At 71.8% G+C, this 25,335-nt stretch carries 26 protein-coding genes; 15 read left to right on the top strand and 11 right to left on the bottom strand.

The genetic code is table 11. The features are described 5' to 3' along the window. Window positions 1-68: 68 nt before the first annotated feature. On the bottom strand, window positions 69-1,079 hold the full coding sequence (locus tag CIW48_RS18180) for a 2-keto-3-deoxygluconate permease (protein WP_091784377.1): 1,011 nt from the start codon (window positions 1,077-1,079) through the stop codon (window positions 69-71). Window positions 1,080-1,261: 182 nt separating this feature from the next. On the opposite strand from CIW48_RS18180, the gene CIW48_RS18175 reads away from it, so the two are divergent. The 3 genes from CIW48_RS18175 to pdxA all read left to right on the top strand — a co-directional run bounded on the left by CIW48_RS18175 (window position 1,262) and on the right by pdxA (window position 4,317). Beyond that, on the top strand, window positions 1,262-2,086 hold the full coding sequence (locus CIW48_RS18175) for an FCD domain-containing protein (protein WP_149312020.1): 825 nt from the start codon (window positions 1,262-1,264) through the stop codon (window positions 2,084-2,086). A 105-nt stretch (window positions 2,087-2,191) separates the two neighbouring features. Further along, a complete protein-coding gene (locus CIW48_RS18170; RefSeq protein WP_149312019.1) occupies window positions 2,192-3,295 on the top strand; it encodes a four-carbon acid sugar kinase family protein in 1,104 nt (367 codons plus the stop codon). Beyond that, the gene (gene pdxA / locus CIW48_RS18165; protein ID WP_173009303.1) at window positions 3,292-4,317 is read left to right on the top strand and encodes a 4-hydroxythreonine-4-phosphate dehydrogenase PdxA; all 1,026 of its coding nucleotides are present in this window, start codon (window positions 3,292-3,294) and stop codon (window positions 4,315-4,317) included. The genes CIW48_RS18170 and pdxA overlap by 4 nt, the downstream gene beginning before the upstream one ends. Window positions 4,318-4,443: 126 nt before the next feature. On the opposite strand, the gene yidD is transcribed toward pdxA, so the two are convergent. Together yidD and CIW48_RS18155 are read right to left on the bottom strand one after the other, a co-directional pair. Further along, window positions 4,444-4,776: a membrane protein insertion efficiency factor YidD gene (yidD, locus tag CIW48_RS18160; protein WP_149312018.1), complete on the bottom strand. Its 333-nt coding sequence runs from the start codon at window positions 4,774-4,776 to the stop codon at window positions 4,444-4,446. Window positions 4,777-4,780: 4 nt separating this feature from the next. Continuing rightward, entirely contained in the window at window positions 4,781-5,224 is a 444-nt protein-coding gene (locus tag CIW48_RS18155) for an iron-sulfur cluster assembly scaffold protein (protein WP_091784547.1), read from the bottom strand. Between the two features lie 241 nt (window positions 5,225-5,465). Between CIW48_RS18155 and folE the strand changes: the two genes are divergently transcribed. The 4 genes from folE to CIW48_RS18135 all read left to right on the top strand — a co-directional run bounded on the left by folE (window position 5,466) and on the right by CIW48_RS18135 (window position 9,463). Further along, window positions 5,466-6,284 (top strand): GTP cyclohydrolase I FolE, encoded by an 819-nt coding sequence (gene folE / locus CIW48_RS18150; protein WP_149312017.1) that lies wholly within the window; start codon window positions 5,466-5,468, stop codon window positions 6,282-6,284. Window positions 6,285-6,304: 20 nt separating this feature from the next. Further along, window positions 6,305-6,727 (top strand): phosphoribosyl-AMP cyclohydrolase, encoded by a 423-nt coding sequence (hisI, locus tag CIW48_RS18145; protein WP_149312016.1) that lies wholly within the window; start codon window positions 6,305-6,307, stop codon window positions 6,725-6,727. Beyond that, entirely contained in the window at window positions 6,724-7,707 is a 984-nt protein-coding gene (locus CIW48_RS18140; protein WP_149312015.1) for a patatin-like phospholipase family protein, read from the top strand. Before hisI ends, CIW48_RS18140 begins: the two co-directional genes overlap by 4 nt. Window positions 7,708-7,891: 184 nt before the next feature. Further along, window positions 7,892-9,463 (top strand): alkaline phosphatase D family protein, encoded by a 1,572-nt coding sequence (locus CIW48_RS18135; RefSeq protein WP_149312014.1) that lies wholly within the window; start codon window positions 7,892-7,894, stop codon window positions 9,461-9,463. Between the two features lie 178 nt (window positions 9,464-9,641). Here CIW48_RS18135 and CIW48_RS18130 read toward each other — a convergent pair whose 3' ends face one another. Beyond that, complete coding sequence (locus CIW48_RS18130) at window positions 9,642-10,073, bottom strand: CBS domain-containing protein (RefSeq protein ID WP_091784355.1); 432 nt, start codon at window positions 10,071-10,073, stop codon at window positions 9,642-9,644. A 131-nt stretch (window positions 10,074-10,204) separates the two neighbouring features. Further along, window positions 10,205-11,026, bottom strand: coding sequence for a rhomboid family intramembrane serine protease (locus tag CIW48_RS18125; RefSeq protein WP_149312013.1), 822 nt, complete (start codon window positions 11,024-11,026; stop codon window positions 10,205-10,207). Window positions 11,027-11,389: 363 nt separating this feature from the next. On the opposite strand from CIW48_RS18125, the gene CIW48_RS18120 reads away from it, so the two are divergent. Continuing rightward, window positions 11,390-11,989, top strand: a complete 600-nt coding sequence (locus tag CIW48_RS18120; protein WP_149312012.1) for a PAS domain-containing protein — start codon at window positions 11,390-11,392, stop codon at window positions 11,987-11,989. Between the two features lie 252 nt (window positions 11,990-12,241). Then, the gene (locus tag CIW48_RS18115; protein WP_149312011.1) at window positions 12,242-12,883 is read left to right on the top strand and encodes a PilZ domain-containing protein; all 642 of its coding nucleotides are present in this window, start codon (window positions 12,242-12,244) and stop codon (window positions 12,881-12,883) included. Between the two features lie 27 nt (window positions 12,884-12,910). Here CIW48_RS18115 and CIW48_RS18110 read toward each other — a convergent pair whose 3' ends face one another. Both CIW48_RS18110 and CIW48_RS18105 read right to left on the bottom strand, forming a co-directional pair. Beyond that, on the bottom strand, window positions 12,911-13,492 hold the full coding sequence (locus CIW48_RS18110) for an SCO family protein (protein ID WP_149312010.1): 582 nt from the start codon (window positions 13,490-13,492) through the stop codon (window positions 12,911-12,913). 105 nt (window positions 13,493-13,597) lie between these two features. Further along, on the bottom strand, window positions 13,598-14,101 hold the full coding sequence (locus tag CIW48_RS18105) for a PRC-barrel domain-containing protein (RefSeq protein ID WP_149312009.1): 504 nt from the start codon (window positions 14,099-14,101) through the stop codon (window positions 13,598-13,600). A gap of 175 nt (window positions 14,102-14,276) precedes the next feature. Here CIW48_RS18105 and CIW48_RS18100 point away from each other — a divergent pair, with 175 nt between their 5' ends. The 4 genes from CIW48_RS18100 to CIW48_RS18085 all read left to right on the top strand — a co-directional run bounded on the left by CIW48_RS18100 (window position 14,277) and on the right by CIW48_RS18085 (window position 17,380). Beyond that, window positions 14,277-14,726 carry a tRNA (cytidine(34)-2'-O)-methyltransferase gene (locus CIW48_RS18100; protein ID WP_149312008.1) on the top strand — a complete coding sequence of 150 codons (450 nt, stop codon included), beginning with the start codon at window positions 14,277-14,279 and terminating at the stop codon, window positions 14,724-14,726. Between the two features lie 205 nt (window positions 14,727-14,931). Next, the gene (locus CIW48_RS18095) at window positions 14,932-16,359 is read left to right on the top strand and encodes a protein adenylyltransferase SelO (protein WP_149312007.1); all 1,428 of its coding nucleotides are present in this window, start codon (window positions 14,932-14,934) and stop codon (window positions 16,357-16,359) included. Window positions 16,360-16,777: 418 nt separating this feature from the next. Further along, entirely contained in the window at window positions 16,778-17,005 is a 228-nt protein-coding gene (locus CIW48_RS18090; RefSeq protein WP_091784331.1) for a hypothetical protein, read from the top strand. A gap of 18 nt (window positions 17,006-17,023) precedes the next feature. Further along, a complete protein-coding gene (locus tag CIW48_RS18085; protein WP_149312006.1) occupies window positions 17,024-17,380 on the top strand; it encodes a hypothetical protein in 357 nt (118 codons plus the stop codon). Here CIW48_RS18085 and CIW48_RS18080 read toward each other — a convergent pair. The 4 genes from CIW48_RS18080 to CIW48_RS18065 all read right to left on the bottom strand — a co-directional run bounded on the left by CIW48_RS18080 (window position 17,316) and on the right by CIW48_RS18065 (window position 22,890). Next, window positions 17,316-18,509 carry a GNAT family N-acetyltransferase gene (locus CIW48_RS18080; RefSeq protein ID WP_149312005.1) on the bottom strand — a complete coding sequence of 398 codons (1,194 nt, stop codon included), beginning with the start codon at window positions 18,507-18,509 and terminating at the stop codon, window positions 17,316-17,318. The two genes, CIW48_RS18085 and CIW48_RS18080, sit on opposite strands and share 65 nt — an antisense overlap. 10 nt (window positions 18,510-18,519) lie before the next feature. Then, a complete protein-coding gene (locus CIW48_RS18075) occupies window positions 18,520-19,935 on the bottom strand; it encodes an oligosaccharide flippase family protein (protein ID WP_149312004.1) in 1,416 nt (471 codons plus the stop codon). A 132-nt stretch (window positions 19,936-20,067) separates the two neighbouring features. Next, window positions 20,068-21,579: a 2,3-bisphosphoglycerate-independent phosphoglycerate mutase gene (gpmI, locus tag CIW48_RS18070; RefSeq protein ID WP_149312072.1), complete on the bottom strand. Its 1,512-nt coding sequence runs from the start codon at window positions 21,577-21,579 to the stop codon at window positions 20,068-20,070. 243 nt (window positions 21,580-21,822) lie between these two features. Beyond that, window positions 21,823-22,890: a glycosyltransferase family 2 protein gene (locus tag CIW48_RS18065; protein ID WP_149312003.1), complete on the bottom strand. Its 1,068-nt coding sequence runs from the start codon at window positions 22,888-22,890 to the stop codon at window positions 21,823-21,825. A 381-nt stretch (window positions 22,891-23,271) separates the two neighbouring features. On the opposite strand from CIW48_RS18065, the gene CIW48_RS18060 reads away from it, so the two are divergent. Together CIW48_RS18060 and CIW48_RS18055 are read left to right on the top strand one after the other, a co-directional pair. Next, entirely contained in the window at window positions 23,272-24,090 is an 819-nt protein-coding gene (locus CIW48_RS18060) for an ABC transporter permease (protein ID WP_246695307.1), read from the top strand. Then, on the top strand, window positions 24,090-25,325 hold the full coding sequence (locus CIW48_RS18055; protein WP_149312001.1) for an ABC transporter ATP-binding protein: 1,236 nt from the start codon (window positions 24,090-24,092) through the stop codon (window positions 25,323-25,325). The genes CIW48_RS18060 and CIW48_RS18055 overlap by 1 nt, the downstream gene beginning before the upstream one ends. Window positions 25,326-25,335 lie beyond the last annotated feature (10 nt).

Below are 25,335 nucleotides of genomic sequence, written 5' to 3'. Positions count from 1 at the left end.
ACAACCGGAGTCGGGCCCTTCGGTTGCCGCCGGTCGCGGCCGGCACGCGGTGCGCCGCGGGATTCGCCTCAGGGCGCGCTCGGCGCGGGCGGCGGGACCGGCTCGTGCCCCGGCTCCAGCCCGTCCGCGTCCGAGCCGACGCGCGCTGCCACGAAGGCGGTCAGGAGCGGCACGAGCAGCGCCGTGACCACCACGCTCGCCGCCACCAGCACGGTGGCGGGACCGGCAGCCTCCGCGTAGGCCGGATTGGCGGCCGCGATGATCGCCGGCACGGCAGCGGCGTTGCCGGCGGTGGAGGCCGCCGCGACCCCGGCGACGCCATTGCCCCCGGTGAGCCGGTCGGCGACGAACAGGGCCGCCCCCGTGACCGCCACCACCGCCACGCCGAGGCCGATGCCGAGCAGGCCCGCCTGCCAGATCTTGGCGAGGTCGAGCCCGAACCCGAGGGCAAACGCGAAGAACGGGATCATCACCGGCGCCGCCCCCGACAGGAAGGCGCGCATGTCGCGGTCGAGGTTGCCCAGGATCATCCCGATCACCAGCGGCAGGATGCTGCCCACCAGCGTCGGCCACGGGAAGGCGGACAGGCCCGCCAGCCCGAGGGTGACCATGGTGAGGAACGGCCCGGATTCGAGACTCATGATCGCGTAGGCGCCCGCATCCTTCGGGCGGCCGAACTGGCCCATCAGGGCGAGGTAGAGCCCGCCATTGGTGTCGTTCATCGCGGCGACGATCGCCAGCGTCGAGATTCCCGCAAAGGCGCCCCCGACCACCGGCGCCTCGCCGAGGACATGGCCGAACACCACGCCCATGAGCGCCGCGATGCCGACCTTGGCGGCCAGCAGAACCCCGCCCTTGCGGGCGATCGCCGGGGTGGCGCGGAAATCGATGCCCGCGCCCATGCAGACGAAGAACACCGCCAGGATCGGCAGGGCCCCGTTGAAGAGCGCACCGGTGAACGAGCCGAAGAACGTCGCCGTGTTGGGAAAGAGCGTGTGGAGGATCGCGCCGAGGAACAGCGGCACCACCATCAGGCCGCCGGGCACGCGCTCCAGGGAACGCTTGATGGGAATCTGCATGGTTCGCCCTTCCGGTGCCACCCTGTTCCGGGCCTTCGACACCCGCTCATCCCCCGGGCCGGCTGCTACAACCTTTTGACAAGCGGGCGCAACTCGCGGCCAGGATCGTACAAATGTTGACAAGCGGCGCGGTTCATCGCTGACTTGACGCAGCCTGGCTCGATCCCTGGAGGCGGCCCCGGATGTCGTCGGCGGTGTCCTCATCCCTGTCCGGTCCGCCCGACCGGGCGGGGGCGCCGAAGCGGCCGGCGGGCCGCGGCGCGGATCCGAACCGGCCCGGCTCCCTGGCCGACGGCATCTATCACGCGCTCCTCACAGGGATCGGGAACGGCACCTACGGACCCGACACGCGGCTACCGAGCGAGCACGACCTCGCGGCGCGCTTCCAGGTCTCGCGTCCGGTGGTCCGGGCGGCCCTCGACCGGCTGCGCCGGGAGGACGCCATCGTCTCGCGGCAGGGGGCGGGCAGCTTCGTGCGGCCGCGGGTGGCGCGTCCGGCCCTCGGCTTCGCCCCGGTGGAGAGCATCGCGGACATCCAGCGCTGCTACGAGTTCCGCCTCACCCTCGAGCCGGATGCTGCCTTTCACGCGGCTCTGCGCCGCGATGCCGACGCCCTCGGCCGGATCGCGGCAGCGCTCGACCGGCTCAGTGTGGCGACCCGGCAGGAGCAGCACCGGGCGGATGCCGATTTCGCATTTCATCACGCGATCGCGGCCGCGTCGAACAACCACTATTACGCGGCTTGCCTGGAGGCGCTGCAACCGCACATCGCCGTGGGCATGACGATCCACGGCCTCGCCCTGCAGGGTCCGCGATCCGGACTGCGCGGCGTGCTGGAGGAGCATCGCGGGATTTTTTCGGCGATCGCGGATCGCGACGCCGAGGCCGCCCGGACCCGCATGGAAGCCCATATCGCCACGTCCCGCGACCGGCTGTTCGAGGGGCGGCTGCTCGATCTTTCCCTCGGCCGGCCTGCCGAACCCGGCCCCGGGAAGCCGCGTGCTTGACCGCGGCGCCGGGGGGTCTGTATGCCTGCCGACAACCTGACAACAAGCTTTCGAGCCGCGGCCTGGCGGAGTGGCCGATGATGGTCCTGCCATGATCCGCTCGACATGACCCGCCTGCGCCTCATCGCCGACGATCTCACCGGCACCCTCGACACGGCCGCGGGCTTTACCGGCCTGTGCGGGTCGATCCCGGTGGCGTGGCCGGAGATCCTGACGGCGGAATCCGCCGGATGCCTGGCGATCGATTCCGGCACCCGTGAGCGATCGGCGGAGGCCGCCGGGCGGATCGTCGGCGCCCTCGCCCCCCGGCTGGTCGGCGCCGGCATCGCCTTCAAGAAGGTCGACAGCCTGCTGCGCGGCCCCTGGGCGGCGGAACTCGCGGCGGTGCTGCGGCACGGCGCCTGGGATCGCTGCGTCGTGGCGCCGGCCTTCCCGTACCAGGGCCGCCGCACGGAGGCCGGATGCCAGCTCGCCCGGCGCGGTGGCGGCTGGGAGCCGGTCTCCGGCGACATCGCCGAGGCCCTGCGGGCCGCCGGACTGCCGGCGCGCCGGGCCAGCGTGGCCGACGGTCCCGTGGCGGGCGTGGCCGTCTACGACGCGGCCAGCGATGCCGATCTCGCCCGGGTGGCCGATCTCGGCGGCGCAGGTCCGGTGCTCTGGTGCGGCAGCGGCGGCCTCGCGGCGGCCCTGGCGCGGGGCGCGGACGCGCCGGGCGACGACCGGCTCGCCGGCCCGGTGCTCGGGCTGTTCGGCTCCGACCGGCCCGAGACCGCCGCGCAGCTCGCGGCCTGCGGCGGCCACCACCTCGTCCTGTCGCCGCAGGACCCGGACCATGCCGGCGCCGTGGCGGCGCGCCTCGACCGGCACGGCGTCGCCCTGGCGAGCCTCGCGCTGCCCGAGGGGATCGCCCGCGAGGCCGCCGCGGCGCGGATCGCCGCGGCCTTCGCGGGCGTGATCGACCGCATCCCGCAGCCCGGGACGCTGCTGGTGGCCGGCGGGGAGACCCTGAAGGCGCTCTGCCTCGCACTGGGTGTCACGCGCCTCGACGTCACCGGGCAGATCACCCCGGGCCTGCCCCGGTCGACCCTGCGGGGCGGCCGCTGGGACGGGCTCGCGGTCGTATCGAAATCCGGCGCCTTCGGAACGGAGGGCGTCTGGCGCGATCTACTTCACGGCAACGGCTTTCCGCCCGAGAGGAGCGACGCGTGACCCCACATCTCGCCATCACCATGGGCGATCCCGCCGGCATCGGCCCGGAGATCATCGTCAAGGCCGCCGCCCGGCTGAAGGAGCGGATCGACGCGGGCGATCTGCGCCTCATGGTCATCGGCAGCGCCCCGGCCCTGCGTCGCGCCGAGGAAGCGCTGGGCCTCCTGCCGGAACGGATCCCGGAGGTTACCGAGGACGGCGACTGGCCGGCCCTGTGCTGCCTCCAGGCGGATGCGGAGGGCGCGCCGATCGAGCCCGGCCGGCTGTCCGCCGATGGTGGGCGCTTCGCCTACAAGGCGATCGAGGCCGGGGTGCGTCTCGCCATGGCCGGAAAGATCGGCGGCATCGTCACGGCGCCGCTCAACAAGGAGGCGCTCAACAAGGCCGGCTACCACTATGCCGGCCACACCGAGATGCTCGCGGAACTGACGGGCGTGCGCGGCTCGGTGATGATGCTCGCCCACGGCAACATGCGGGTCTCCCACGTCACCACCCACGTGGCGCTAGAGGACGTGCCCAAGCGCCTGACCCCGGAGCGGCTGCGCCTCGTCATCGACCTCACCGACAAGGCCCTGAAGGGGCTGGGTCTGGCCAAGCCGAAGATCGCCGTGGCGGCGCTCAACCCCCATGCCGGCGAGGGCGGCCTGTTCGGGCGCCAGGACATCGACGTCAGCACCCCCGTGATCGCGCAGGCCAATGCCGACGGTCTCGACATCCACGGGCCGGTGCCGGGCGATACGGTGTTCGTGAAGCTGCGCGCCGGCCAGTACGACGCGGTGGTCGCGATGTATCACGACCAGGGGCATATCCCGGTGAAGCTCTTGGGCTTCGAGATCGACCCGGCCACGGGGAAGTGGATGGACCTGTCGGGGGTGAACGTCACCCTGGGCCTGCCGATCATCCGGACCTCGGTCGATCACGGCACCGCCTTCGACATCGCCGGAACCGGTATCGCCAATGAGCGCAGCCTGATCGAGGCGATCGAGTTCGCGGAGCGGCTCGCCGCCAATCGCGCGGCGTGAGGCGCGGCGGATGAAGGGCCGGGCGGATCGAAGGGGCCCGGCCTCGATCCGCCCGCATCGTGCCCGACCCTGCGAGACGCCCGTCCGGTCAGGCGTGTTTCACGTGAAACAAATCGGGAACGCGGCCTAGAGCGCGTTGGTCTCCTGCCCCACCGCCTCGCAGGCGAACGGTGACGGCGGCGCCTCGACGCCGCGCCAGCGGCCATAGGTCCAGGGCCGGTACCAGGCGCAACCCTCCGGCAGCCGCTCCGGCACGAGGTCGATCCCATGGGTCCCGAACGGGCCGCAGCGGCAGATCCGGGCGAAGCCCATCCAGCCGCCCGGCCAGAACCCGTGCCGGGCGATCGCCGTGTCGGTGTACTCGGAGCAGCTCGGCCAATGCCGGCACTGGCGGCCGATCAGGCCGGACAGGGTGAGCTGATACAGGCGGATCGCCCCATGGGCGGCGCGCCGGACCATGCCCTCAGGCGGCCTGCCGCTTGGCGGCGATCTGGTCGAGGGCGTCCACCACCGCGTCGAAGGTCAGGAGCGTCGAGGCGTGGCGCGCCTTGAACTCCCGCACCGGCTCCAGCACCGCGAGGTCCGACCACACGCCCTCGGGCGCGGGACCGTTCGCCTTGAGCATCGCCCGCATCGTCTCGCGGACGCCGCGCAGCTCCTCCGCGCTGGCGCCGACCACGTGCCGCCCCATCAGCGACGCGGAGGCCTGACCCAGGGCGCAGGCCCGGACCTCCTGGGCGAAATCCGCCACCCGGCCATCGTCGCCGAGGACGAGATCGACCGTCACGGTCGAGCCGCACAGCCGCGAATGGGCCGTGGCGCTGGCATCCGGGCTCTCGAGCCGGCCGAGCCGCGGGATGTCGGCGGCGAGTTCCAGGATACGGCGGTTGTAGATGTCGTCGAGCATCGGGTCCTCGGCCGGAGGCGCAATGTCCATCGGGACTCTGCCGCGTGCATCGCGCATTGCGCGTTGCCCCGCGAACGATGATATAGGCGCGATACGGTCGCTTCGCGAGGAGGCGGGCCGTCGACCAGGGTCGCGCCCACGGCCACGGTGGTTCCCACGGCCTTTCGTCCATCCCAGGGCGCCGGCTTGAAACCTTTTCGAGCCCGGGATCTTCCCTCGAACGCCCGACGCGATTCCGACGATGTATGCCAAGCCCGACAGCACCCCGATGAAGTCCCGCATCGCGCGGGCCGGAGATGCCATGGATGCCGCGCTCAAATCCTTGTCCTACCAGGGCGACGGCCAGGGTTTCGACCGGAACGGGATCGACCGGCAAGGGCTGAACGGCATGCGCAATGACAATCGGCCGGTGGATGACGGTCGTCCCGTCGAGGTCGCGCCCGAGCCGGCCTCCGCCACCCGCGTCCCGGACGGGATCGAGACCGGCCGCCCGAGCCGCGCCGAGGCCGAGGCCGCCGTGCGCACGCTGCTGCGCTGGGCCGGCGACGATCCGGCCCGCGAGGGCCTGCTCGACACCCCGGCCCGGGTCACCAAGGCCTACGAGCAATTGTTCGGCGGCTACAGCGTCGATGCCGAGAAGCTGCTGGAGCGCGTCTTCGAGGAGGTCGAGGGCTACTCGGACATCGTGCTGGTGCGCGATATTCCGTTCCACTCCCATTGCGAGCACCACATGGTGCCGTTCATGGGGCTCGCCCACATCGCCTATTACCCGACCCGGGGCGTGGTCGGCCTGTCGAAGCTCGCCCGCGTCGTCGACACCTTCGCCCGCCGCCTGCAGACGCAGGAGACGATGACCGCCCAGATCGCCGACGTCATCGAGAGCATCCTCAAGCCCCGCGGCGTCGCCGTGATGGTGGAGGCCGAGCATCTCTGCATGGCGATGCGCGGCGTCCAGAAGGCCGGCGTCTCGACCATCACCAGCCAGTTCCGCGGCGTCTTCAAGGACAATGCCAACGAGCAGGTCCGCTTCCTGACCCTGGTGCGCGGCGGCGCCAAGTAGTCCCAGACGACGTTTCGACCATGACCGCGCGCGACTTCGCCTTCGCTCCCCCCGGCACCCGCGCCGAGGTCGAGGAGGGCCATGCCCTCACGCCCCGATTCGACCGGGACGGTCTCGTCGCCTGCATCGCGGTGGATGCGCGGGACGGGCAGGTGCTGATGCTCGCCCACATGAACGCCGAGTCGCTGGCGCGCACCCTCGAGACCGGCGAGGCGTGGTACTGGTCGCGCTCGCGCCAGGAACTCTGGCACAAGGGGGCGACCAGCGGCCAGATCCAGCGCGTCGTCGAGATGCGCGTCGATTGCGACCAGGACGCCCTGCTGATCCGCGTCGAGGTCGGCGGCGATGGCGGCTGCTGCCACACCGGGCGGCGGGACTGCTTCTACCGCAGCGTCGTCCGGGAGGCGGACGGCCAGGTCGTCCTGAAGGCCGCCGGGCGATGAACCGCCCTCTTGCCACACGCTGGCAAGACGAGTCCGCCGATCCGCATTTCCTTCCCGGCACCGTGGAGCCGGTCCGGCCGCCGCCGAGCGCCGGTCCGCGGATCGGACTCGCGCTCGGCGGCGGCTCGGCCCGCGGCTGGGCACATATCGGCGTGCTGCGCGCCCTGGAGGAGGCCGGGATCCATCCGACCGTGGTGGCGGGCTGCTCGATCGGTGCGGTGGTCGGCGCCTGCTACGCCGCGGGACGGCTCGACCGGCTGGAGACGTTCGCCCGGGCGCTGACCCGGCGCCGGGTCGTCGGGCTCATCGATCCGCGCCTGCCCGGCTCCGGCCTGATCGCCGGCAACCGCCTGCGCCAGCGGCTCTTCGCCGACCTCGGCACGCGCCGGATCGAGGATCTGCCCATCCGCTTCGGCTGCGTCGCCACCGAGTACGGCACCGGTCACGAGGTGAGCCTCACCGAGGGGCCGGCGGTGGAAGCGGTGCGCGCCTCCTACGCGATCCCCGGCCTGTTCCCGCCGGTGACCCATGCAGGCCGGGTGCTGATGGACGGGACCCTGGTCAACCCGGTCCCTGTGGGGCTGGCCCGCACCCTCGGGGCCGATCTCGTGCTCTGCGTGAACCTCAACGGCGATACCGGGGGGCCGGTGGTGCACGAGGTACCGGCGCCGGTGCCGCGTCGCAGCTTCCTGCAGGTGATGCGCGGGCGCCTGCCGGGCTTCGAGGGTGCGGAGCCCGAAATTCCCGTCCCCGGCATCGCCCGGGTGGTGCTCGGCGCCTTCAACATCACGCAGGACCGGATCTCCCGGGCGCGGCTGGAGCGGGACCCGCCGGATGTCGCCATTGGCCCGGATGTCGGCGCCTTCGGCCTGTTCGACTTCCACAAGGCCGCCGAGGGAATCGCCATCGGCTACCGGGCCGCCCGGGCGGCCCTGCCCCGGATCCGCGCCGTGGTCGAGGGCGCGGCCGCGCGGGCGTGACGGATTCGGGGATCGCACGGCCGGATTGAGGGCTCCTTCGAAGCCTCCGCTGCGCCCCGGCAGTTCAGGATGCGGATGCGGGCCGGCGGTTTCCGGGCCGAGACCCTGCCGGGCTTCGGTCCCACCCGTCATCCGGCTGTCGCGACCGCCTGCGATGGGCGCCGTGCATGCTGGAGGACCTCCAATGTATACCAGTCGCCGTCAGATCCTGCTGTCCGGAGGCGCGGGCCTCGTCGGGCTGGCTTCCGGCCTCGCGCGTCCGGGGCTGAGCCGCGCCGCCGACCGGCCGCTCCTGAGCCACGGCCTCCAGTCGGGCGATGTCGGCACCGACTCGGCCATGGTCTGGGCCCGGTCCGATCGGCCGGCCCGGGCGATCATCGAGTGGGCGACCACCGAGAGCTTTTCCGATATCCGCGGCGGCGTGTTCGCCGACGCCCTGCCGGAGACCGACGGCACCGTGAAGGTGGCGCTGACCGGGCTGCCGGCCGGCCAGGACGTGTTCTACCGGGTCCGGCTCCAGGACATCGCCGCGCCCGCGATCGTGGGCCCGAGCCAGGTCGGACGGTTCCGCACCGCGCCGGCGGACAGGCGCTCCGTGTCGTTCTGCTGGTCGGGCGACACGGCGGGCCAGGGCTGGGGCATCGACGAGGCCCGCGGCGGCATGACGATCTACGCGGCCATCCTCAAGAACCGGCCGGACTTCTTCATCCATTCCGGCGACACGATCTACGCCGACGGGCCGATCCAGTCCGAGGTGAAGCTCCCCGACGGCAGCCTCTGGCGCAACCGGGTCACCGAAGAGGTGGCCAAGCCCGCCGAGACGCTCGCGGAGTTCCGGGGCCGGCACAAGTACAACCTCACCGACCGGAACGTGCTGGCGATGAACGCCGCCGTGCCGATCCTGGCGCAGTGGGACGACCACGAGGTCACCAACAACTGGTGGCCGGGCGAGCCCCTCACCCGGGCCGAGCACCTCAAGAAGAAATACGCCGACCCGAATGTGCTGGCCCTGCAGCTGCGGGCCGCCAAGGCCTTCCACGAATACATGCCGATGCGCTTCGAGCCGTCCGAGCCCGGCCGGGTCTATCGCAAGATCGGCTACGGCCCGCTGGTCGACGTGTTCATGCTCGACATGCGCTCCTACCGCGGCCCGAACGGCGAGAACCGGCAGACGGAATACGGGCCCGATTCCCACTTCCTCGGGCCGCAGCAGATCGCGTGGCTGAAGCGGGCGCTGCTCGAGTCCCGCGCCACCTGGAAGGTGATCGCCGCCGACATGCCGCTCGGCCTCGTGGTGACCTACGACGGCGACCGCAATTTCGGCTCGGAGGCTGTGGCGCAGGGCGACGGGCCGCCGCTCGGCCGCGAGCTGGAGATCGCCGACCTGCTGCGCTTCATCAAGAGCGCGGGGATCCGCAACACGGTGTGGCTCACGGCCGACGTGCACTACACGGCCGCCCATTACTACGACCCCAACAAGGCGCAGTTCCAGGATTTCGACCCGTTCTGGGAATTCGTCTCCGGGCCGCTGCACGCGGGCACATTCGGGCCGAACGCGCTCGACGACACGTTCGGGCCGCAGCTGCGCTTCGTGAAGGCGCCCGACAAGGGCCAGGTGAACCTGTCCCCGGCCGCCGGCTACCAGTTCTTCGGTCACGTGGCGGTGGACGGCGCCACCGAGCAGATGACGGTGACCCTCAAGGACGCCACCGACACCGACCTCTGGCACGTCACGCTCGATCCCGTGAAGGCGTGAGACGGACCGCGGGTGATACCGGCTTGAGCTGTCGGCCCCCTCGTCCCTCGACGCGCAGGAGCGCGGGTCCCCTCTCCCGTGCGGGAGAGGGAGCGCGTCGCGCTCCGGCACCGGCCGCCTGTCCTGAACCGGTGAAGCCCGAAGCCGGAGGGCGAGAGAAACGTGCGGCTTCGCGCCCCTACGCCATCGTGATGTAGTCGCGCAGGGCCTGATGCTCGGCCTCGACGGTGGCGATCTTGCGCGCCACCACGTCGCCGATCGAGACCAGGCCGATCAGCCGCCCATCCTCGCAGACCGGCACGTGGCGGAAGCGCCCGTCGGTCATCAGCGCCATGACCTCCTCGATCGTGGCGCTCCGGCCGCAGGTCGTGACCGTGCTGGTCATGTGGGCCGAGACCGGCGCGTCGAAGGCCGAGCCCCCGTGCCGCGCGAGCGCCCGCATGATGTCGCGCTCGGAGATGATACCTGCCACCGTCCCGTCGGCGTGGGCGACCACCAGGGCGCCGATCCGCTTGTCGGCAAGGATCTGGATCACCTCGTCGAGGCTTCTGTCAGGGCTCACCGTGACGACGGAGCTGCCCTTCTCGGCGAGGATGCGTGCGACGGTCATGGCTCTCTCCCTTGTGACGCGTCCGGTACGCCGTCAGCCCGCGGCGCCCTTGTTGCGCTGTCGTCCGGGTGGGCCCCGGCTCGTTCACATTGTGGCGAGTGTGTGACCGATCCGGCCCGTTGGCAAGGTGCTCAGTGCCGGCGCGGCTCCCGGGGGTCCACGAGGGGGAACAGGAAGAAGCCCGCGATGAAGCCGCCCAGATGCGCGTCCCAGGCGATCGCGGCGTTCTCCCCGACCAGCGGCATGCTGACGAGGCCGAACAGCAGGTTGGTCAGGAGCCAGATCGCCAGGAACGACACCGCCGTCCGGTTGCGCAGCAATTCCGGGATCGTCTCGGCCGGTCGGGGCGGCGGCAGCTGCCAGGCCGGCGCGCCGTAGCCGGAGACCGGCGGCTGGAACACGAAACGGGCGGCGGCCGCCATCAGGGCCGAGATCCCCGCCGAGGCGCCGACCAGCGGCCCGGCGCTCAAGGGATCGACCAGAATGTGGAGCAGGCCGCCGGCCGCCGTGCCGGCCAGCGCGAGCACGCACCAGCGCAGGGCGCCGCAGCGCCGCGCCACCGGCGCGCCGAAGGCCGCGAGCCAGACGCTGTTGAAGATCACGTGCATCCACGAGCCGTGCAGCAGCGCGTAGGTGACGAGCGTCCAGGGCAGGAGCGCGTGCTCGCCCGCGATGTAGCGGGCGAAGGCCTCGCGGGCCGCCTCCAGGCCAGGATCGCCGGTACCGCCGGCCGCGCGGATCACCTCGGAGGCCTGGCCGGGATCGAACCAGAGGGTCCAGCGCGCCGGCACCAGCGCGAGATCTAGGACGAGGCGGATGTCCCAGGTATCCGGCAGCAGGAACTCGCGGACCGCCTGGATCGCCAGGAGCAGCCCGATTGCGACGGTGACGATCCCCGGCATGTTGAACACGGGCACGCGGCTCTGCCGCGGGAAGTCGGGGGAGGCATCCATCGCGGCACCATGTCGGGGCGCGGGGCGCCTGGGCAAGCCCCGGCGACGTATTGAAGCTCGCGAATACCGGCCGGATCCCGGACCATGACACCGCATCGATCCGTCTTCCGGCCGGATCCGCCCCGGACGACCGAGGCGCGCCGAGGAGGATGCGACCGGGGTGCGACGATTGTGTCGCCGGCCCCGACGCGCTACCCCCCCCGCACGGTGCGTCGCCGGCGGGCCCGGCGCCGTACGGGTGCGGGCGGCCGGCACGGCCCGTGCGCCCAGACGCGGTGAACGCCCGGATCGGCCGGTCACACCCGCGCGGATGTGCCAGATTGATCCGGGGATGAACCACAGGCGTTGAGAATCGGGACACCGATGAAGCATCCCACCAGCCGCATGCTCCATGCCTACTGGGAGCGCCTGCGCGGAGAGCGGGCCGCGCCGGAGCGCGCCGAGATCGAGCCGGGCGAGATCCGGCACCTTCTCGCCGACAGCCTGATCCTGGAACTCGACATGCCGAGTCGCTCCGCGAGCATCCGGCTCGCCGGGACGCGGGTCTGCGCCCTGTACGGCCGCGAACTGAAGGGCGAGCCCTTCGCCCGGCTATGGGGCTCCCGCGCGCCGGACCCCTGGCGGATCGTCGAGATCGTCGCCAGCGACACCCTCGGCGTCGTGGCGGGCCTGCGCGGCACCAACGCCGAAGGCGAGGCGGCGGATCTCGAACTCCTGCTCCTGCCGCTCCGTCATCGCGGCCGGACGCAGGTCCGCGCCCTCGGAACCCTGAGCCTCGACGGCGCCCCGCACTGGCTCGGCCTGCGCCCGCTGGTGGAGGCCGAGACCACCTCCCTGCGCATCCTTCCCAGCCGCCGCCCGGAGGCGGGACCGCCCGCCCGCGCGGCCGTCCGGACGAGCGCCGGCTATCCCGGTCCGGTGCGCCACGGCCACCTCCTCGTCCATGCCGGCGGACGCGCCTGAAGACTGTATTCATCCAATCTTACGCCCGGATTGCGCCGGCCCATTCGATCGCAGCGCCGCGCGCGCGAGAAGATCTTCGGCGTGCAAGTCGATCGCGCAAGTCGAACGCGCAAGTCGATCGCGCCGGGCGCAGCGCTCCGCGCGCGTGAATGTTTCAGCAGCGCCGCTCCACGCGGACGCCGGAAAAGGGTTTCGTAACAGTCCGCGCCTAGTCTGCACCGGCCCTCATGCCGGCGCAGGACTATTCTCGGAATGATCGCGGTCGAGGCCACCGCCGGAACAGATCGACGCGCGGTGCCCCCCGAGCCGGCGCGTGGCGCGGCCGACCAGCGCCGGCACCAGCGCGTCCGGGTCGCCGTGCTCGGCCGCTACATGCTGGCCGACCGGCGGGAATATCCCTGCCAGACGGTGGACATGTCGCCGGGCGGCGTGCGGCTGACCTGCGCGGTTCCGGGCGCAGTCGGCGAGCGGGTGGTGCTGTATCTGGAGCATATCGGCCGGATCGAGGGCGTGATCGCCCGCATCTGCACGGACGGTTTCGCGGTCCAGCTCAACGCCACGCCGCGCAAGCGCGACAAGCTCGCCTCCCAGCTCACATGGCTGGCGAACCGGGAGATGCTGGGCCTGCCGGAGGGTCGCTCGCACGAGCGCCTCGTGCCGACCAGCACGGCGGTGATCCTGCGCCTCGAGGGCGGCCGCGAGATCAAGGCCCGCATCATCGACATCTCGATGTCGGGCGTGGCGATTTCCTGCCCGGTGCCGCTGGCCCTCGGCGCCGCCGTCACGGTCGGCAGCACGCCCGGGCGGCTGGTGCGCTACTTCGAGGGCGGCTTCGGCGTGCAGTTCCTGCTGCCGCTCTCCCCCGACCGCTTCCATGCCGGGATGACGCTGTAGCGCGTCCCCGCCCCGATCCTGCCCCGGTCAGATCTTCCTGGCGAGCTGCGCGGCGACCTCGTCGGCCGGCCGGGTCAGGTCGAGGGCGCCGAGGAAGCGGTTCTGCGCGTCCATGACGTAGACCAGGGCGGTGTGCTCCATCGTGTAGTCGCCGTCCTTGGCCGGCACCTTGCGGGCATAGGCGCGATACGCCTTCTCGGTGGCGGTGACCTGCTCTTGGCTGCCGGTGAGGCCGGTGATGCGCGGGTCGAAGCTCGACAGGTAGGTCTTCAGGCTCGCCGGGTCGTCGCGCTCGGGATCCACCGTGATGAAGGCGACCCGCATCGCCTGGCCCTTCGGCCCCAGGGCGGCCAGCACGTCGGAGATCTGCTGCAGGGTGGTCGGGCACACGTCCGGGCAATGGGTGAAGCCGAAGAACACGAGATGCGTCGCGCCGGCGAAATCGCGCTCGGTGACGGTGCGTCCGTCCTGATTCACGAGGGTGAACGGGCCGCCGACTCCGGGCACGCCCACCGGCGCCCTGTCGGGCAGGAACGCGAACACCGCCGCCCCGGTGAGGCCGATCAGGCCGAGGCAGAAGGCGAGGAGTGGGACGAGGGCGCGGCGCATGGAACGGATTCCGACCTCCGGGGAGGCCGGCACAGCACACAACCGCGCGCGGTGGCAAGCCGGCGCGGTGCCGCCGGCCGCCCGGCGCCGCACCGCCCGACCCCGTCAGGGCTTCGGCGCCGGCTCCCCAGCCGGGCTCGCCGGGGCGGCGCCCTTCGGCGGCTCCTTGCCGAGATAGACGTATTCCGGTGCCGCGCGGAGCTGGTCCTTGGTCGTGTCGATCCGCGCCTGGAGGGTCTTGCCGTCGGTGCGGTCGAGCTTGAGCACGGACGGATCGACCGCGACGTATTTCGAGCCGATCCCCAGGAAGCCGCCGACCCCGATGATCCAGGCCTTCACGGCGCCCTTCTGGTCGAGGACGAAGTCGGCGATCTGGCCGATCGCCTCGTTGGCGCCGTTGACGACGCTGGAGCCGATCAGCTTGCTGGCGACCATGTCGTCGGGGGTCTGGGCCACGAAGGTCGGGCGCAGGTTGTCGGCCATCGTGGCGGGCGCGCCCGGGACCGGGGTCGCGGCGCTGCCGCCGTCCGGCTTGGCGCCGTCGGTCTGCGCCGAGGCGGTGGCGAGGCCGGCCAGCAGGAGGGCCGAGGCGAGGAGCGGGGTGCGCATCGGAGCAGGTCTTTCAGACGGGGCCGAACATCGGGGTGGCGCCGCCTCAAGGTTCTGGCGGGGCTTAAGTTCCGCGCGGTCTCGGCATCGGCCGGGGCCGCCCCGGCGGTTTGCCGGCTGTGTGTCGCCGCCTGCCTTTGACGGCGCGGCATCGGCCCCGCACAAGGTCGGCGCCATGCTCCGCCTCGCCCTCTACCAACCCGACATTCCCCAGAACACCGGCACGATGCTGCGCATGGCCGCCTGCCTCGGGCTGGCGGTGGAGATCGTGGAGCCCGCGGGCTTCGACGTCTCGGATCGGCACCTGCGCCGCTCGGGCCTCGACTATCTCGACCACGTGGCGATCACCCGGCACCGCTCCTTCGCGGCCTTCGCGGCGTGGCGGGCCGAGGCCGGGATCCGGCTCGTCCTCGCCACCACGGCGGGCGCCCTGCCCTACACGGATTTCGCCTTCCGCCCGGACGATTGCCTGATGGTCGGGCGCGAATCCGCCGGCGTGCCGGAGGCGGTGCACGCGGCCGCCGATGCCCGGATCGTGGTGCCGATCCGGTCGGGCCTGCGCTCGCTCAACGTCGCGGTCGCGGCCGCGATGATCGCCGGCGAGGCCCTGCGGCAGACGGGCTGACCGTCGCCGATGGACAGCGAGCCCGATGACGGCTTCCCGCCGTCTTTGCGCGCGGAGCGAAGCAATTCAGGGCCGCGCGCCCTCCGTGACCGGGGCGCGGACTGGCTTGCTTCGCTCCGCTCGCAAAGACGGACGTCGCAACGGATCCCGTTCCGCCGGCTTGGTAGACGAGGTCTACCTTCCGACCGGAGAGACGCGCCGCCGCATGGACGACACCGCCTTCAAGCCTTCCCGGCGCCACGCCGATCTCGGGCCTGCCTTCTTCGATCCGGTCACGCCGGCCCGGTTCCCGCAGACGATCCTGCGCTACCGCAATCAGACCTGGGCGGAACGGATCGGCCTGGGAGACCTCTCGGAGGCGGCGTGGATCGCCCATTTCGGCCGGTTCGAGCCGCTGCCCGGCAGCTTCGAGACGCCGCTCGCCCTGCGCTATCACGGCCACCAGTTCCGCTCCTACAATCCGGAACTCGGCGACGGCCGCGGCTTCCTGTTCGCGCAGGTCCACGACCGCCTGGACGGGCGCCTCCTCGACCTCGGCACCAAGGGCAGCGGCACCACGCCCTGGTCGCGCGGCGCCGACGGGCGGCTCACCCTCAAGGGCGGCGTGCGCGAGGTGCTGGCGACCGCGCTCCTGGAGGCGCAGGGCGTCACCACCTCGAAGAGCTTCAGCCTCATCGAGACCGGCGAGGATCTCGTGCGCGGCGACGAGCCATCGCCGGCCCGCTCCGCCGTGCTGGTGCGCCTGTCCCACGGTCATATCCGCATCGGCAGCTTCCAGCGCTTCCTGGCGCTCGGCGAGCCGGACAACATCGCACGGCTGCTCGACCACACGATCGAGACCCACAGGCCGGATCTCTGGCGCGACAGCCTGGAGGATCGGGGCGTCGCCTTCCTGGAGGACGTGGTCGCCCGGGTCGCCCGGATGGGCGCGCAATGGGCGGCGGCCGGCTTCGTCCACGGCGTGCTCAACAGCGACAACGTCAACGTCACCGGCGAGAGCTTCGATTACGGACCCTGGCGCTTCCTGCCGCACTTCGACCCGAACTTCACCGCGGCCTATTTCGACGAGACCGGGCTCTACAGTTTCGGACGCCAGCCGGAGGCGCTGTTCTGGAACCTCGCCCGGCTGGCCGATTGCCTGCTGACGCTGGCGCCCCAGGCGCGCCTGGAAGCCGCCCTCGCCGGCTTCGGGCCGGCCCTGCAGGAGGCGTTCGCCGAGGCCCTGTTCCGCCGGCTCGGCCTCGCCGCGGCGCCGCGGCCGGAGACCGACCGGCTGGTGTCGGCGGTCTGGCGGTTCCTCGCCGAGACGCGCGCGCCCTTCGAGCGATTCTTCTTCGACTGGTACGGGGGCCTCGCGAGCGCCGGGCGGGCGGAGGCCGGCCCGGCCGCCGCGTCGTACCGCTCCGAGGACTTCGCGCCGGTGCGGGCCGCGCTGGAGCCGCTCGCACCCGCCCCGGGCGCGCGGCTCGACCATCCCTATTTCGCGGGGGCGCCCTGCACGCTCCTGATCGACGAGGTGGAGGCGTTGTGGGCGCCGATCGCCGCAGCGGATGACTGGTCCCTGTTCGAGGCCAAGCTCGCCGGGGTCGCCCGGATGGCCGAGGCCTGCGGGACGACGCCCGCCTCGGCCTGAGCGGCCTCCTCGGCCAGCCGCTGCCGCTCCTCGGCATAGCCCCCCGCGATGGCGAGATCGACCAGCCGCCGCGTCAGCCGGAAGGCCAGCCAGAACAGGGCGAGGCAGAGAAGGGTCGCGGCGGCGGCCTTGAGCGGGTCCAACGGGTTCTCCGGTGATCTCTCCTCGGGTGGAGCGGCTCTCTTAGAGCCGAGGCCGGGCGTGGGGCAATCGGACTTGGTGCCGAGGACGGTGCCATCCGGCGGCGCCGCGATCGGGCGCGTGGAACATCCCCGAATCGCTTCGCTCCGTCTGCCATGGCGAGGTCGATGGGCTGAAGGCCGCAATCCGGACCGACACAGGACCGGAACATGCTATGGCGCCCGCCGGCCGGATCCCGATATCCGACCCTGTAAGCCCCTCGATCAGGCGGATTCCCTTGCGCGAGACCTTCCATATCGAAGTCCTCGGACCTGAGCCGAACGAGATCCAGACGCGGATCTCCGTGCGGGTCGGCAGCCTGGAGAGCGCGCAGGAGCGGGCTCTGCGCCTGTTCGCCCGCGCCCGGGTGCCGCAGCGCTCGGGCGAGCCGGCCGAGGCCGTCCGGGTGATCGACGGCGCCGGCCGCGAGGTGTTCTATCGCACGCGCTTCGACGCCGGGGATTGAGGCGTCCGGAATCCGCCGATGCGCGCAGCCCTGATCCTGCCGGTTCTGCTCCTCGCAGCCTGCGCGCTGTTCCTGCGCAGCTACACCCTGCCGCCGGCCCCCGACCGCCGGGGCGGCACCACGCTCCTGCTGACCTGGCCGAACCGCCCGGCCTTCGGCAGCCCCCGGGCCGATTGCCTCGGCGGCCCGCCGGACGGGCCGGTCCTGCCCTGCCTGATCGCCTCCGTCGGCCGGGCGCGCGACGACGGGTACACGCTGCTGCAGCTGCCGTTCTGCGCGGCCTGCTACGCCCTGTCCGGGCGGATCGCGGTCATGGGCCGCGACCCGGCGGCGACGCGAGCGCGGCTGGAGCAGATCGCCCGCTTCGGATGGTGAGACGCGCCCGGGCGACGCGCTCGCGGGCGCGCTCCAGGGCCCGGGCGACCGGGAACAGGGGATCGCGCCCCGCCTCCACCAGGAGATGGGCGATCGGGCGGCGCTCCGTCCAGAAGGTGGTTCCGAGGGCGAAGCCCGGGGGGGCGCAGGAATCGATCCGGTCGATCGGCGCGTCGCCGGCGGCCAGGGCCTCGGTCAGCCGGTGGACGAGCTGAACGCCCGGCGCCGTCTCGGGCCGGGTCTCGTCGTTGGCGATCTTCAGCACCCAGGCCTCCCGGCCGGTGACCGGAAGGATCAGGGAGGCCAGGAGGTATTCCCCCCGGCGCAGGCGCGCGATCCGCACGCCGTCCGCGGCGCCGAGATCGGCCAGGGCGGTGCGCAGGAACGCGATTTCCGCCGGCCGCTGCACCAGGCTCGTACCGGCCTGGCCCTTCCAGCCGGCGGCTTCGAGGGCGATGTGGGCGTCGAGGGCGGAGCCGAGGGACTCGGGTGCCGCGAGGATCTCGAAGGTCACGGGCCCTGCCGCCTCCAGGCGCGCGCGGGCGCGGCGCAGCTTGCGCCGGCGCTGGCCGGAGAGGTGCCCGAGATAGGTGGCCCGCGCCTCCGGCCCGAGCCCGGTCAGGTCGAGCAGGCCCCGGTCATGCGGCCAGTAGGCGGCGCGGCGTCCGCCACAGGCCGTCAGGAGGTCCGGCAGGGGGCCGTCGGCGGGGGCGTTCGGCAGGAGGAGGCGCGGCGGCAGGCCGAGCGCGCCCGGCGCGGCGAGGAGCCCCGCCAGCGCGGCCTCCGGCGCGGCGCCGTCGAGAAGCGGCGCGCCGAACGGGCTGTAGCCGTGGGTCCAGCCCATGAGCAGCGGCAGCGGCACGCCCCAGCGGCGCCGCGATGGCCGGAACGGCCAGGCGGCGCCGAGCCGGGCCCCCGGCGCCTCAGGCGGCCGGTCGGCGACGAGGAGGAGGCGGACGCCCGCCCCGAAGGCGTCGCGGGCAGCCAGGGCGTAGCCCGCCTCGTAGAACGGGTTCCGGATCAGGGCGGCCGCGCCCAAGGCCCTCCAGGCCGGGATCCAGGGGGCTCCGGGATCGAGGGGCCGGATCGCCGCCACGAAGCCCCCCGGTAGCGCGACGGTGTCTGCCATGGCGGGACCGTCAGGCCGCGAGCCGGTCGCGGATCGCGCCGGCGAAGCCGAGCACGTCGTAGCGCCATGCGGTCACGCCGGCGGCGACGGCGAGCAGGACCAGCCGCAGGGCCTGCCCCGGCGGCATCAGCCCGCCGGGTACCAGGGCGATCCCGGCATTCACCGCGCCGCAGGCCAGCGCGATCCCGGCGATGCCGGCCATGTCGGCGAGGGGCAGCGGCATCGCCGTGCCGGCCCGGCGGGCGCCCAGCACCAGCACGAGGCAGGCCGCGCTCTGGCCGCCCGCGAAGGCCAGGGCCGCCCCGGCGGCGCCGAAGCGCGGGATCAGCAGGAGCGACAGCGCGGCGACGGCGGCGAGGGTCGCGAAGGCGGCGGCCGCCTCCAGGCCGCTGGATCGGGTGAAGTAGATCACCTGCCCGAAATAATAGGCGCGGAACATCATCAGGATGGAGGCCAGGATCAGCACCGGGGCGAGTGCCCGCGCCTCCGCCCGGTAGGCGGGCCCGAGCAGCACCGCGACGACCAGATCGTCGAAGCACAGGAAGAACACCGCCCCGAAGGCCGCGATCAGCGTCATGGCCCGGGCGGCGTCGCCCAGAACCCCGGAGGCCGCCGCCATCCCGCCGACCCGCGCCTCGCGCTTGGCGATCGAGATCAGCGACAGGGCGATCGCCTCGCCGAACACGATGAAGCTCTGCTTCAGGAAGTCGGCCAGCGCCCCGTAGGCGCCGAGCCCCGCCGGCCCCACCGTCTTGGCGATGATCAGTCGGTCGAGGCTCTGGGCGAGCGCCGCCGTCCCGAAGGACAGGACCAGCGGCCAGCCATAGGCGAACAGCCGCAGGGCCTCGGCCCGGCTGCCGCGACCGGGCATCATCGGGGCGATCGTGGCGGCGGCCGGGAGCGAGGCCAGGGCATTCGCGGCCGCCACCGCGAAGGCGAGATGCAGCGGATCCTGCGAGAGATGCAGCGCCAGACTACCGAGGGCGAGGATCAGGACCGCCCGGCTCATCACCGAGGCCGCCACCGCCCCGGCCCGCAGGCGCGTCCGGGCGATCTCGGTGGAGCCCTCGAACAGGGTGGTCCCGAAGGCGAGCGCCAGGATCGCGGCGGCCATGCGGGCCGGCATCAGCCCGAGGGCGGCGGCCAGCGCGCTGCCGAGCCCGGCGAGGAGCAGCGTGCCGCCGAGGATTCGCACCACGGTGCCGACCTGCGCGGGCTCCCGCGCCTCGTCGTAGAGGGCGAAGAACGCGAATTTCGGCCACTGGCAGGTCGCGCCGTAGAGCACCAGCGCCCAGGACAGGACGTACAGGTAGGTGCCGTAGCTCTCCACTGGCGCGAGCCGCGTGAACACCGCTACGGAGGCCATGTTCAGGGCGGCCGCGAAGCCCCGCGAGCCGACATAGATCAGGCTGTGCCGGGCGATCATGTCCTAGAACCGGTCACACGCACCACGACCTCGCACCACGCTGGGACAGACCGGCCTCGTGGCGGGAGGTAACGCAGGGACGGCACGCATGACAGCCCGGGCGGTGCAGGCGGCGTGCCGCCGGGCCGCCGGTCAGCCCTCGCCCCGCTTCCGGATCAGCGACGTGCCGGTCATCTCGGCCGGCTGGTCCAGTCCCATCAGGGCGAGGAGCGTCGGCGCCACATCCGCCAGGCGGCCGTCGGCCAGGGACACACCGTCGACGCCGACGAGCATGACGGGCACCGGGTTAAGGGTGTGGGCGGTGTGGGGCTCGCCAGTCTCGGGATTGCGCATCATCTCGCAATTGCCGTGGTCGGCGGTCACCAGCAGCGCCCCGCCCTGCGCCGTCACCGCCTCGACAACCCGGCCGAGACAGGCATCGACGGTCTCCACCGCCGTCACGGCGGCCGCGAGGCTTCCGGTATGGCCGACCATGTCGGGGTTGGCGAAGTTCAGGATGATGAGGTCGTAGCGGCCGGAGCCGATCGCCTCAACGGCGCGGTCGGTAAGTTCCTGTGCCGACATCTCCGGCTGAAGGTCGTAGGTCGCGACCTTCGGCGAGGGCACGAGGACGGCGTCCTGCCCCGCGAAGGGCTCCTCGCGGCCGCCATTCATGAAGTAGGTGACGTGCGGGTACTTCTCGGTCTCGGCCATGCGCAGCTGGGCGCGGCCGGCCCGAGCCACGGTCTCGCCGAGGCCGTTGGGCAGGTCGAGAGGCCCGAACAGGGTCGCGGCGAAGGCATCGATCTCGACGCTGTACTGGACGATCCCGAGGGCGGCGGCAAAGCGGATCGTCCGCGGGCGGTCGAAGCCCGCAAAGGCCGGGTCGAGGAGCGCCTCCAGGATCTGCCGGGTCCGGTCGGCGCGGAAGTTGAAGCTCAGGATGCCGTCGCCGTCGTGCATGCCGGCATAGTCGCCGATGATGGCGGGCCGCATGAACTCGTCGGACACGTCCTGCGCGTAGGACGCGGCGACCGCCTGCCCGGCCCGCTCGAACCGGGTCCCCCGCGCCTCGGTGAGGGCGTCATAGGCCGTCTGCACCCGCTCCCAGCGCCGGTCGCGGTCCATCCCGAAATAGCGACCGCACAGGGTGGCGATGCGGGCGCCCTTCGGGAGGGTCGCCTCGACGTCGGCGATGCAGGTGGCGGCGGAGCGGGGCGGCATGTCGCGCCCGTCGGTGAAGCCGTGGAGCCGGACCGGGATGCCGGCCGTCGTCAGCACGCGCGCCAGCGCAACAGCGTGGTCTTGGTGCGCGTGGACGCCGCCGGGCGACAGAAGGCCGACGAGGTGGCAGGTGCCGCCCGACGCGCGCAGCGCCTCGATGAACCGGGTCAGGGCCGGGTTCCGGGCGAGGGAGCCGTCAGCGACCGCGGCATCGATCCGCGGCAGGTCCTGCAGGACCACCCGGCCCGCCCCGATATTGAGGTGGCCGACCTCGGAATTGCCCATCTGCCCCTTGGGCAGGCCGACATCGGCGCCGAAGGTCTTCAGCCGCGCCCGGGGGCGCTCCCGCATCAGCGCGTCGAAGACCGGGGTCTTGGCCTGATGGACGGCGTTGTCGGCCACCTCGTCCCGCAGACCCCAGCCGTCGAGGATCACGAGCATCACGGGACGCGGTGTACTGTCGGGCACGGTCACAACTCTCCTGGGCTGCCACGCGCGGCGCGCGGCCGGTCTCCGAGCCCTGTGCGGCCGGATCGTTGCGCGTTTCGATAATCGCCTTGGCCACACGAGACCACCGCCCTGAAGGACCAATGGGCGACGGATGCGAGAGAGCGTTGGGCTTCTGACATGCCTGGGCCGCGCCCCGCTCATTGCCGAGGGCGCGGCCGACCGGGCTTCTACCTGTCAATTGACGCGGGCCGCGTCGGATCCCGGCGGGACGCCGAGGAGGGGCCGCTTTCGGCGTAGGGCGGCCCGGAGCAGGGTTCTCCGGTAGCCCGGATAAGACAGGAACCCCGCCGCCCAAGACAAGTGCATGGTCACGGCCGCCGGGCCGCTCATGACAAGGATGGGTTCCCGCGCCTTGAGCGCGAGGGCGAGGCCGCTCAGGGTGCAGCCTCCGGCATAGACCAGCAGGGGGATCAGCAATGTGGGCACCAGGGCCGCGAGGGGCAGGGCCGCGCCGGCGTAGAGCAGGACCAGGGCCGGCAAGATCTGTCGCGGGCGCGGCAGGCTGGCGTGCTTCTCAAGAGTCCGCGCGCAGCCACGCCCGTATTGGAGGTACTGCCGCGCGAGGCTGACGAGGCACGCGCGCGGGAAGTAAGTGATCGCGAGTTCGGCGGCGAGATAAATCCGCCCGCCCGCCGCGCAGAGCCGCCGGTCAAGTTCGGCATCCTCGTTGTGGGTGAAAGTCTCGTCGTAGCCGCCCACCCGCAGGAACTCGCGCCGGTCGAAGGCCGCGTGGTGACCGTGGGCGACGTAGCCTGAGATGCCGCCCTGACGGTGGGCCGCGCCGCCGTTGCCGAGCCGGCTGTTCTGCGCGGCTGCGATGGCCCGCTGCAGCGGCGTCACCCCGACGGTCCGGAGCGGTACGACCACCGAGGCGGCGTCCCACAGGCGCATGGTGCGGATGAGATTCTGTACGAACCCCTGGGGATAGATGGCATGGCAATCGGCGCGGACGAGGTAGATGGAGGCCGGATGCGCCAGCCGTGCGGCGAGGTTGATGGCTGCGGCCTGGATGCGGCGCTCGTTGTGGATGAGCCGGATGCGTGGATCCCGGGCGCTCAGGGCGGCGACGATCGCGCAGGTCTGGTCGCGGCTGCCGCCGTCCAGCACCAGCAGCTCACAGGCGACCGCATCCCGATCAGGTAGCACTGACGCGATGGCGTCGGCGATGTGAGCGGCCTCGTTCAGGGCCGGCATGGCGATCGTCACGAGCGGAGCGCCGGCGGCGCTCACGGGGTCCTGCATGGCGGTTCTCCCGAAACCTGGACCCGGTCGCCTGCGGATTGGAGCCGGCGGTCCTGGGCGGAAGCGGAAGCCGAAAGCGGCCTGCGTCCGAGGTCTCATTTGCGGTGATTGGCAGCGATTACCGTTGCTGATCACAACCACCACTTCAGTCGGCAGCACTGATACGGCGAAAGTTGTAATTCTGAACGCCTCTGGGCGATGATAGCCCGTTTCGGCGGGACGGCCGGCCGGCTCACAGGCCGATTCGAACCAGATCCCGCGAGCTGGACCACCGGCTCAGAGCGTCATGCGGGACGACCTCGAATGATGAAATCTTTGAATGCGATTGGCCTCGGCTCGTCAGAATGCGGGTTGACGGAACGGCGGACCGATCCGTCAACGATGCGGGTCACTGAGATCGCGCCAGACGACCGAGTCGTCGCCTTCGATGCAGCGGGCTTGGCGCAGTACAAGGGTCTCTTGCGCGTCCTGATCCTGCGTGACCTGAAAGTCCTCTATCGGCAAACCGCCCTCGGCGCCTGCTGGGCGATTGCGCAGCCGCTCTTCACTGTCCTGATCTTTACGGTGATCTTCGGCCACTTCGCCAAAATCCCAACCGACGGTGCGCCCTACGCACTCTTTGCCGGCAGCGCGGTCGTCCTGTGGACGTACTTCTCCGAGGCGGTGCGGCGCAGCGCCAACGGGCTCGTGGCGGAGGCCGAACTCATCCGCAAGATCTACTTCCCGCGGCTGGTTATCCCGCTCGCGACGGTTGTGTCGCCGATGGTCGATTTCGCCATCGCGCTCGCCGTGATGCTGGCCCTGATGCTCTGGTACGGGGTGGTGCCGGACTGGCATCTGGTGCTGGCCGTCCCGACCCTGATCGTCACGGCCATGCTCGCCCTCGGCGTCAGCCTCTGGCTCGGGCCGATCAATGTCCGGTTCCGGGACGTCAAGCACACGCTGCCGTTCCTGATCCAGATCTGGATGTACGCCTCGCCGATCGTCTACGCGTCGAGCATCGTGCCTGCCTCGGTGCGCTGGGTCTACGCGCTGAATCCCATGGTCGGCCTGATCGAGGCGTTCCGGTTCGCCATCCTAGGTGGAACCCCGCCTGATGCCTTTGCGCTCGTGGTCTCGGTCACTGCCGCGCTGGGCCTCCTCGTCAGCGGATTGATCTTCTTCCAGCGCATGGAGCGCTCTTTCGCGGATATAATCTGATGTCGATGGCAATCAGCGTACAAGATATCGGCAAACAGTACTGGCGCGCACCGCGCGCCGCCCACCAGAACTCGCTGCGCGACGCGCTCAGCGAGGGCATCCGCGGCCTGCTGAGCCGCCGCTCCGAGGCGCGCCCGTCGCAGGAGAGCTTCTGGGCGCTGAGGGAGGTGAGCTTCGGCATCCGGCACGGCGAGAATGTCGGCATCATCGGCCTCAACGGCGCCGGCAAGAGCACGCTCCTCAAGCTCCTGTCGCGGATCGCCGCGCCGACCACCGGCCGGATCCGCCTTGAGGGCCGGGTCGGGGCCCTGCTGGAGGTCGGCACCGGCTTCCACCGGGAACTGACCGGCCGCGAGAACATCTTCCTCTACGGCTCGATCCTCGGGATGGACCGTCGGGAGATCGCCGCGAAGTTCGACGCGATCGTCGCCTTCTCGGAGATCGGCGAGTTCATCGACATGCCGGTGAAGCGCTATTCCAGCGGCATGTATGTCCGGCTGGCCTTCTCGGTCGCCGCGCATCTCGAGCCCGACATCCTGCTCCTCGACGAGGTGCTGGCGGTGGGCGACTACACCTTCCAGCGCAAGTGCATGGACTTCGCCCGGCGCCTCCAGGGCAAGGGTTCGACGATCCTGCTGGTCTCGCACAACATGTTCAGCATCAAGACCATGTGCGAGCGGGTGATCTACATCAAGGGCGGTCGCGTCGCCTATGACGGCCCCACCGACGAGGGCCTGACCCACTACGAGCGGGACAGCTATCTCGCCGACACTGCGTGGTTCCGCCCGGACACCGGCGACCTGCCGGTCAAGATCAGCGACGTGACGATCACCGACGAATCCGGCGCGCCGCGAACGCTGTTCCGCCACGGCGAGCGGATGCGGATCCGGGCCCGCTACAACGCCGCCGAGCCGGTCGCCGACCCGCACGTCCTGTTCTCGATCACGCGGTCCGACGAGCTGCTCTGCTGCAATTTCAGCACGCAGGCGGACGACGCCGGCCTGACCGCCCTCTCGGGCGAGGGCGAGGTGGAACTACTGACGCCGCCGCTGACCCTGACCGCCGACACCTACACGGTCTCGATGGTGGTCCGGCAGCGCGGCTTCGAGCGCCTCCTCGCGGCCAAGATCGGCGGCCGCTTCCACATCGAGCACCCCGTCTTCGCGCCGGACGTCTTCGGAGTCTTCCACGAGGCGGGGAGCTGGACAACGAACGGCGCCGCATCGCTGCGCTGAGGCCCGGAGG

This window comes from Methylobacterium sp. P1-11, from assembly GCF_008329595.1.
Classification (GTDB): Bacteria; Pseudomonadota; Alphaproteobacteria; order Rhizobiales; family Beijerinckiaceae; genus Methylobacterium.
Note: the sequence above shows the minus strand (reverse complement) of the source record. Positions and strands in the feature narration are given on the sequence as shown.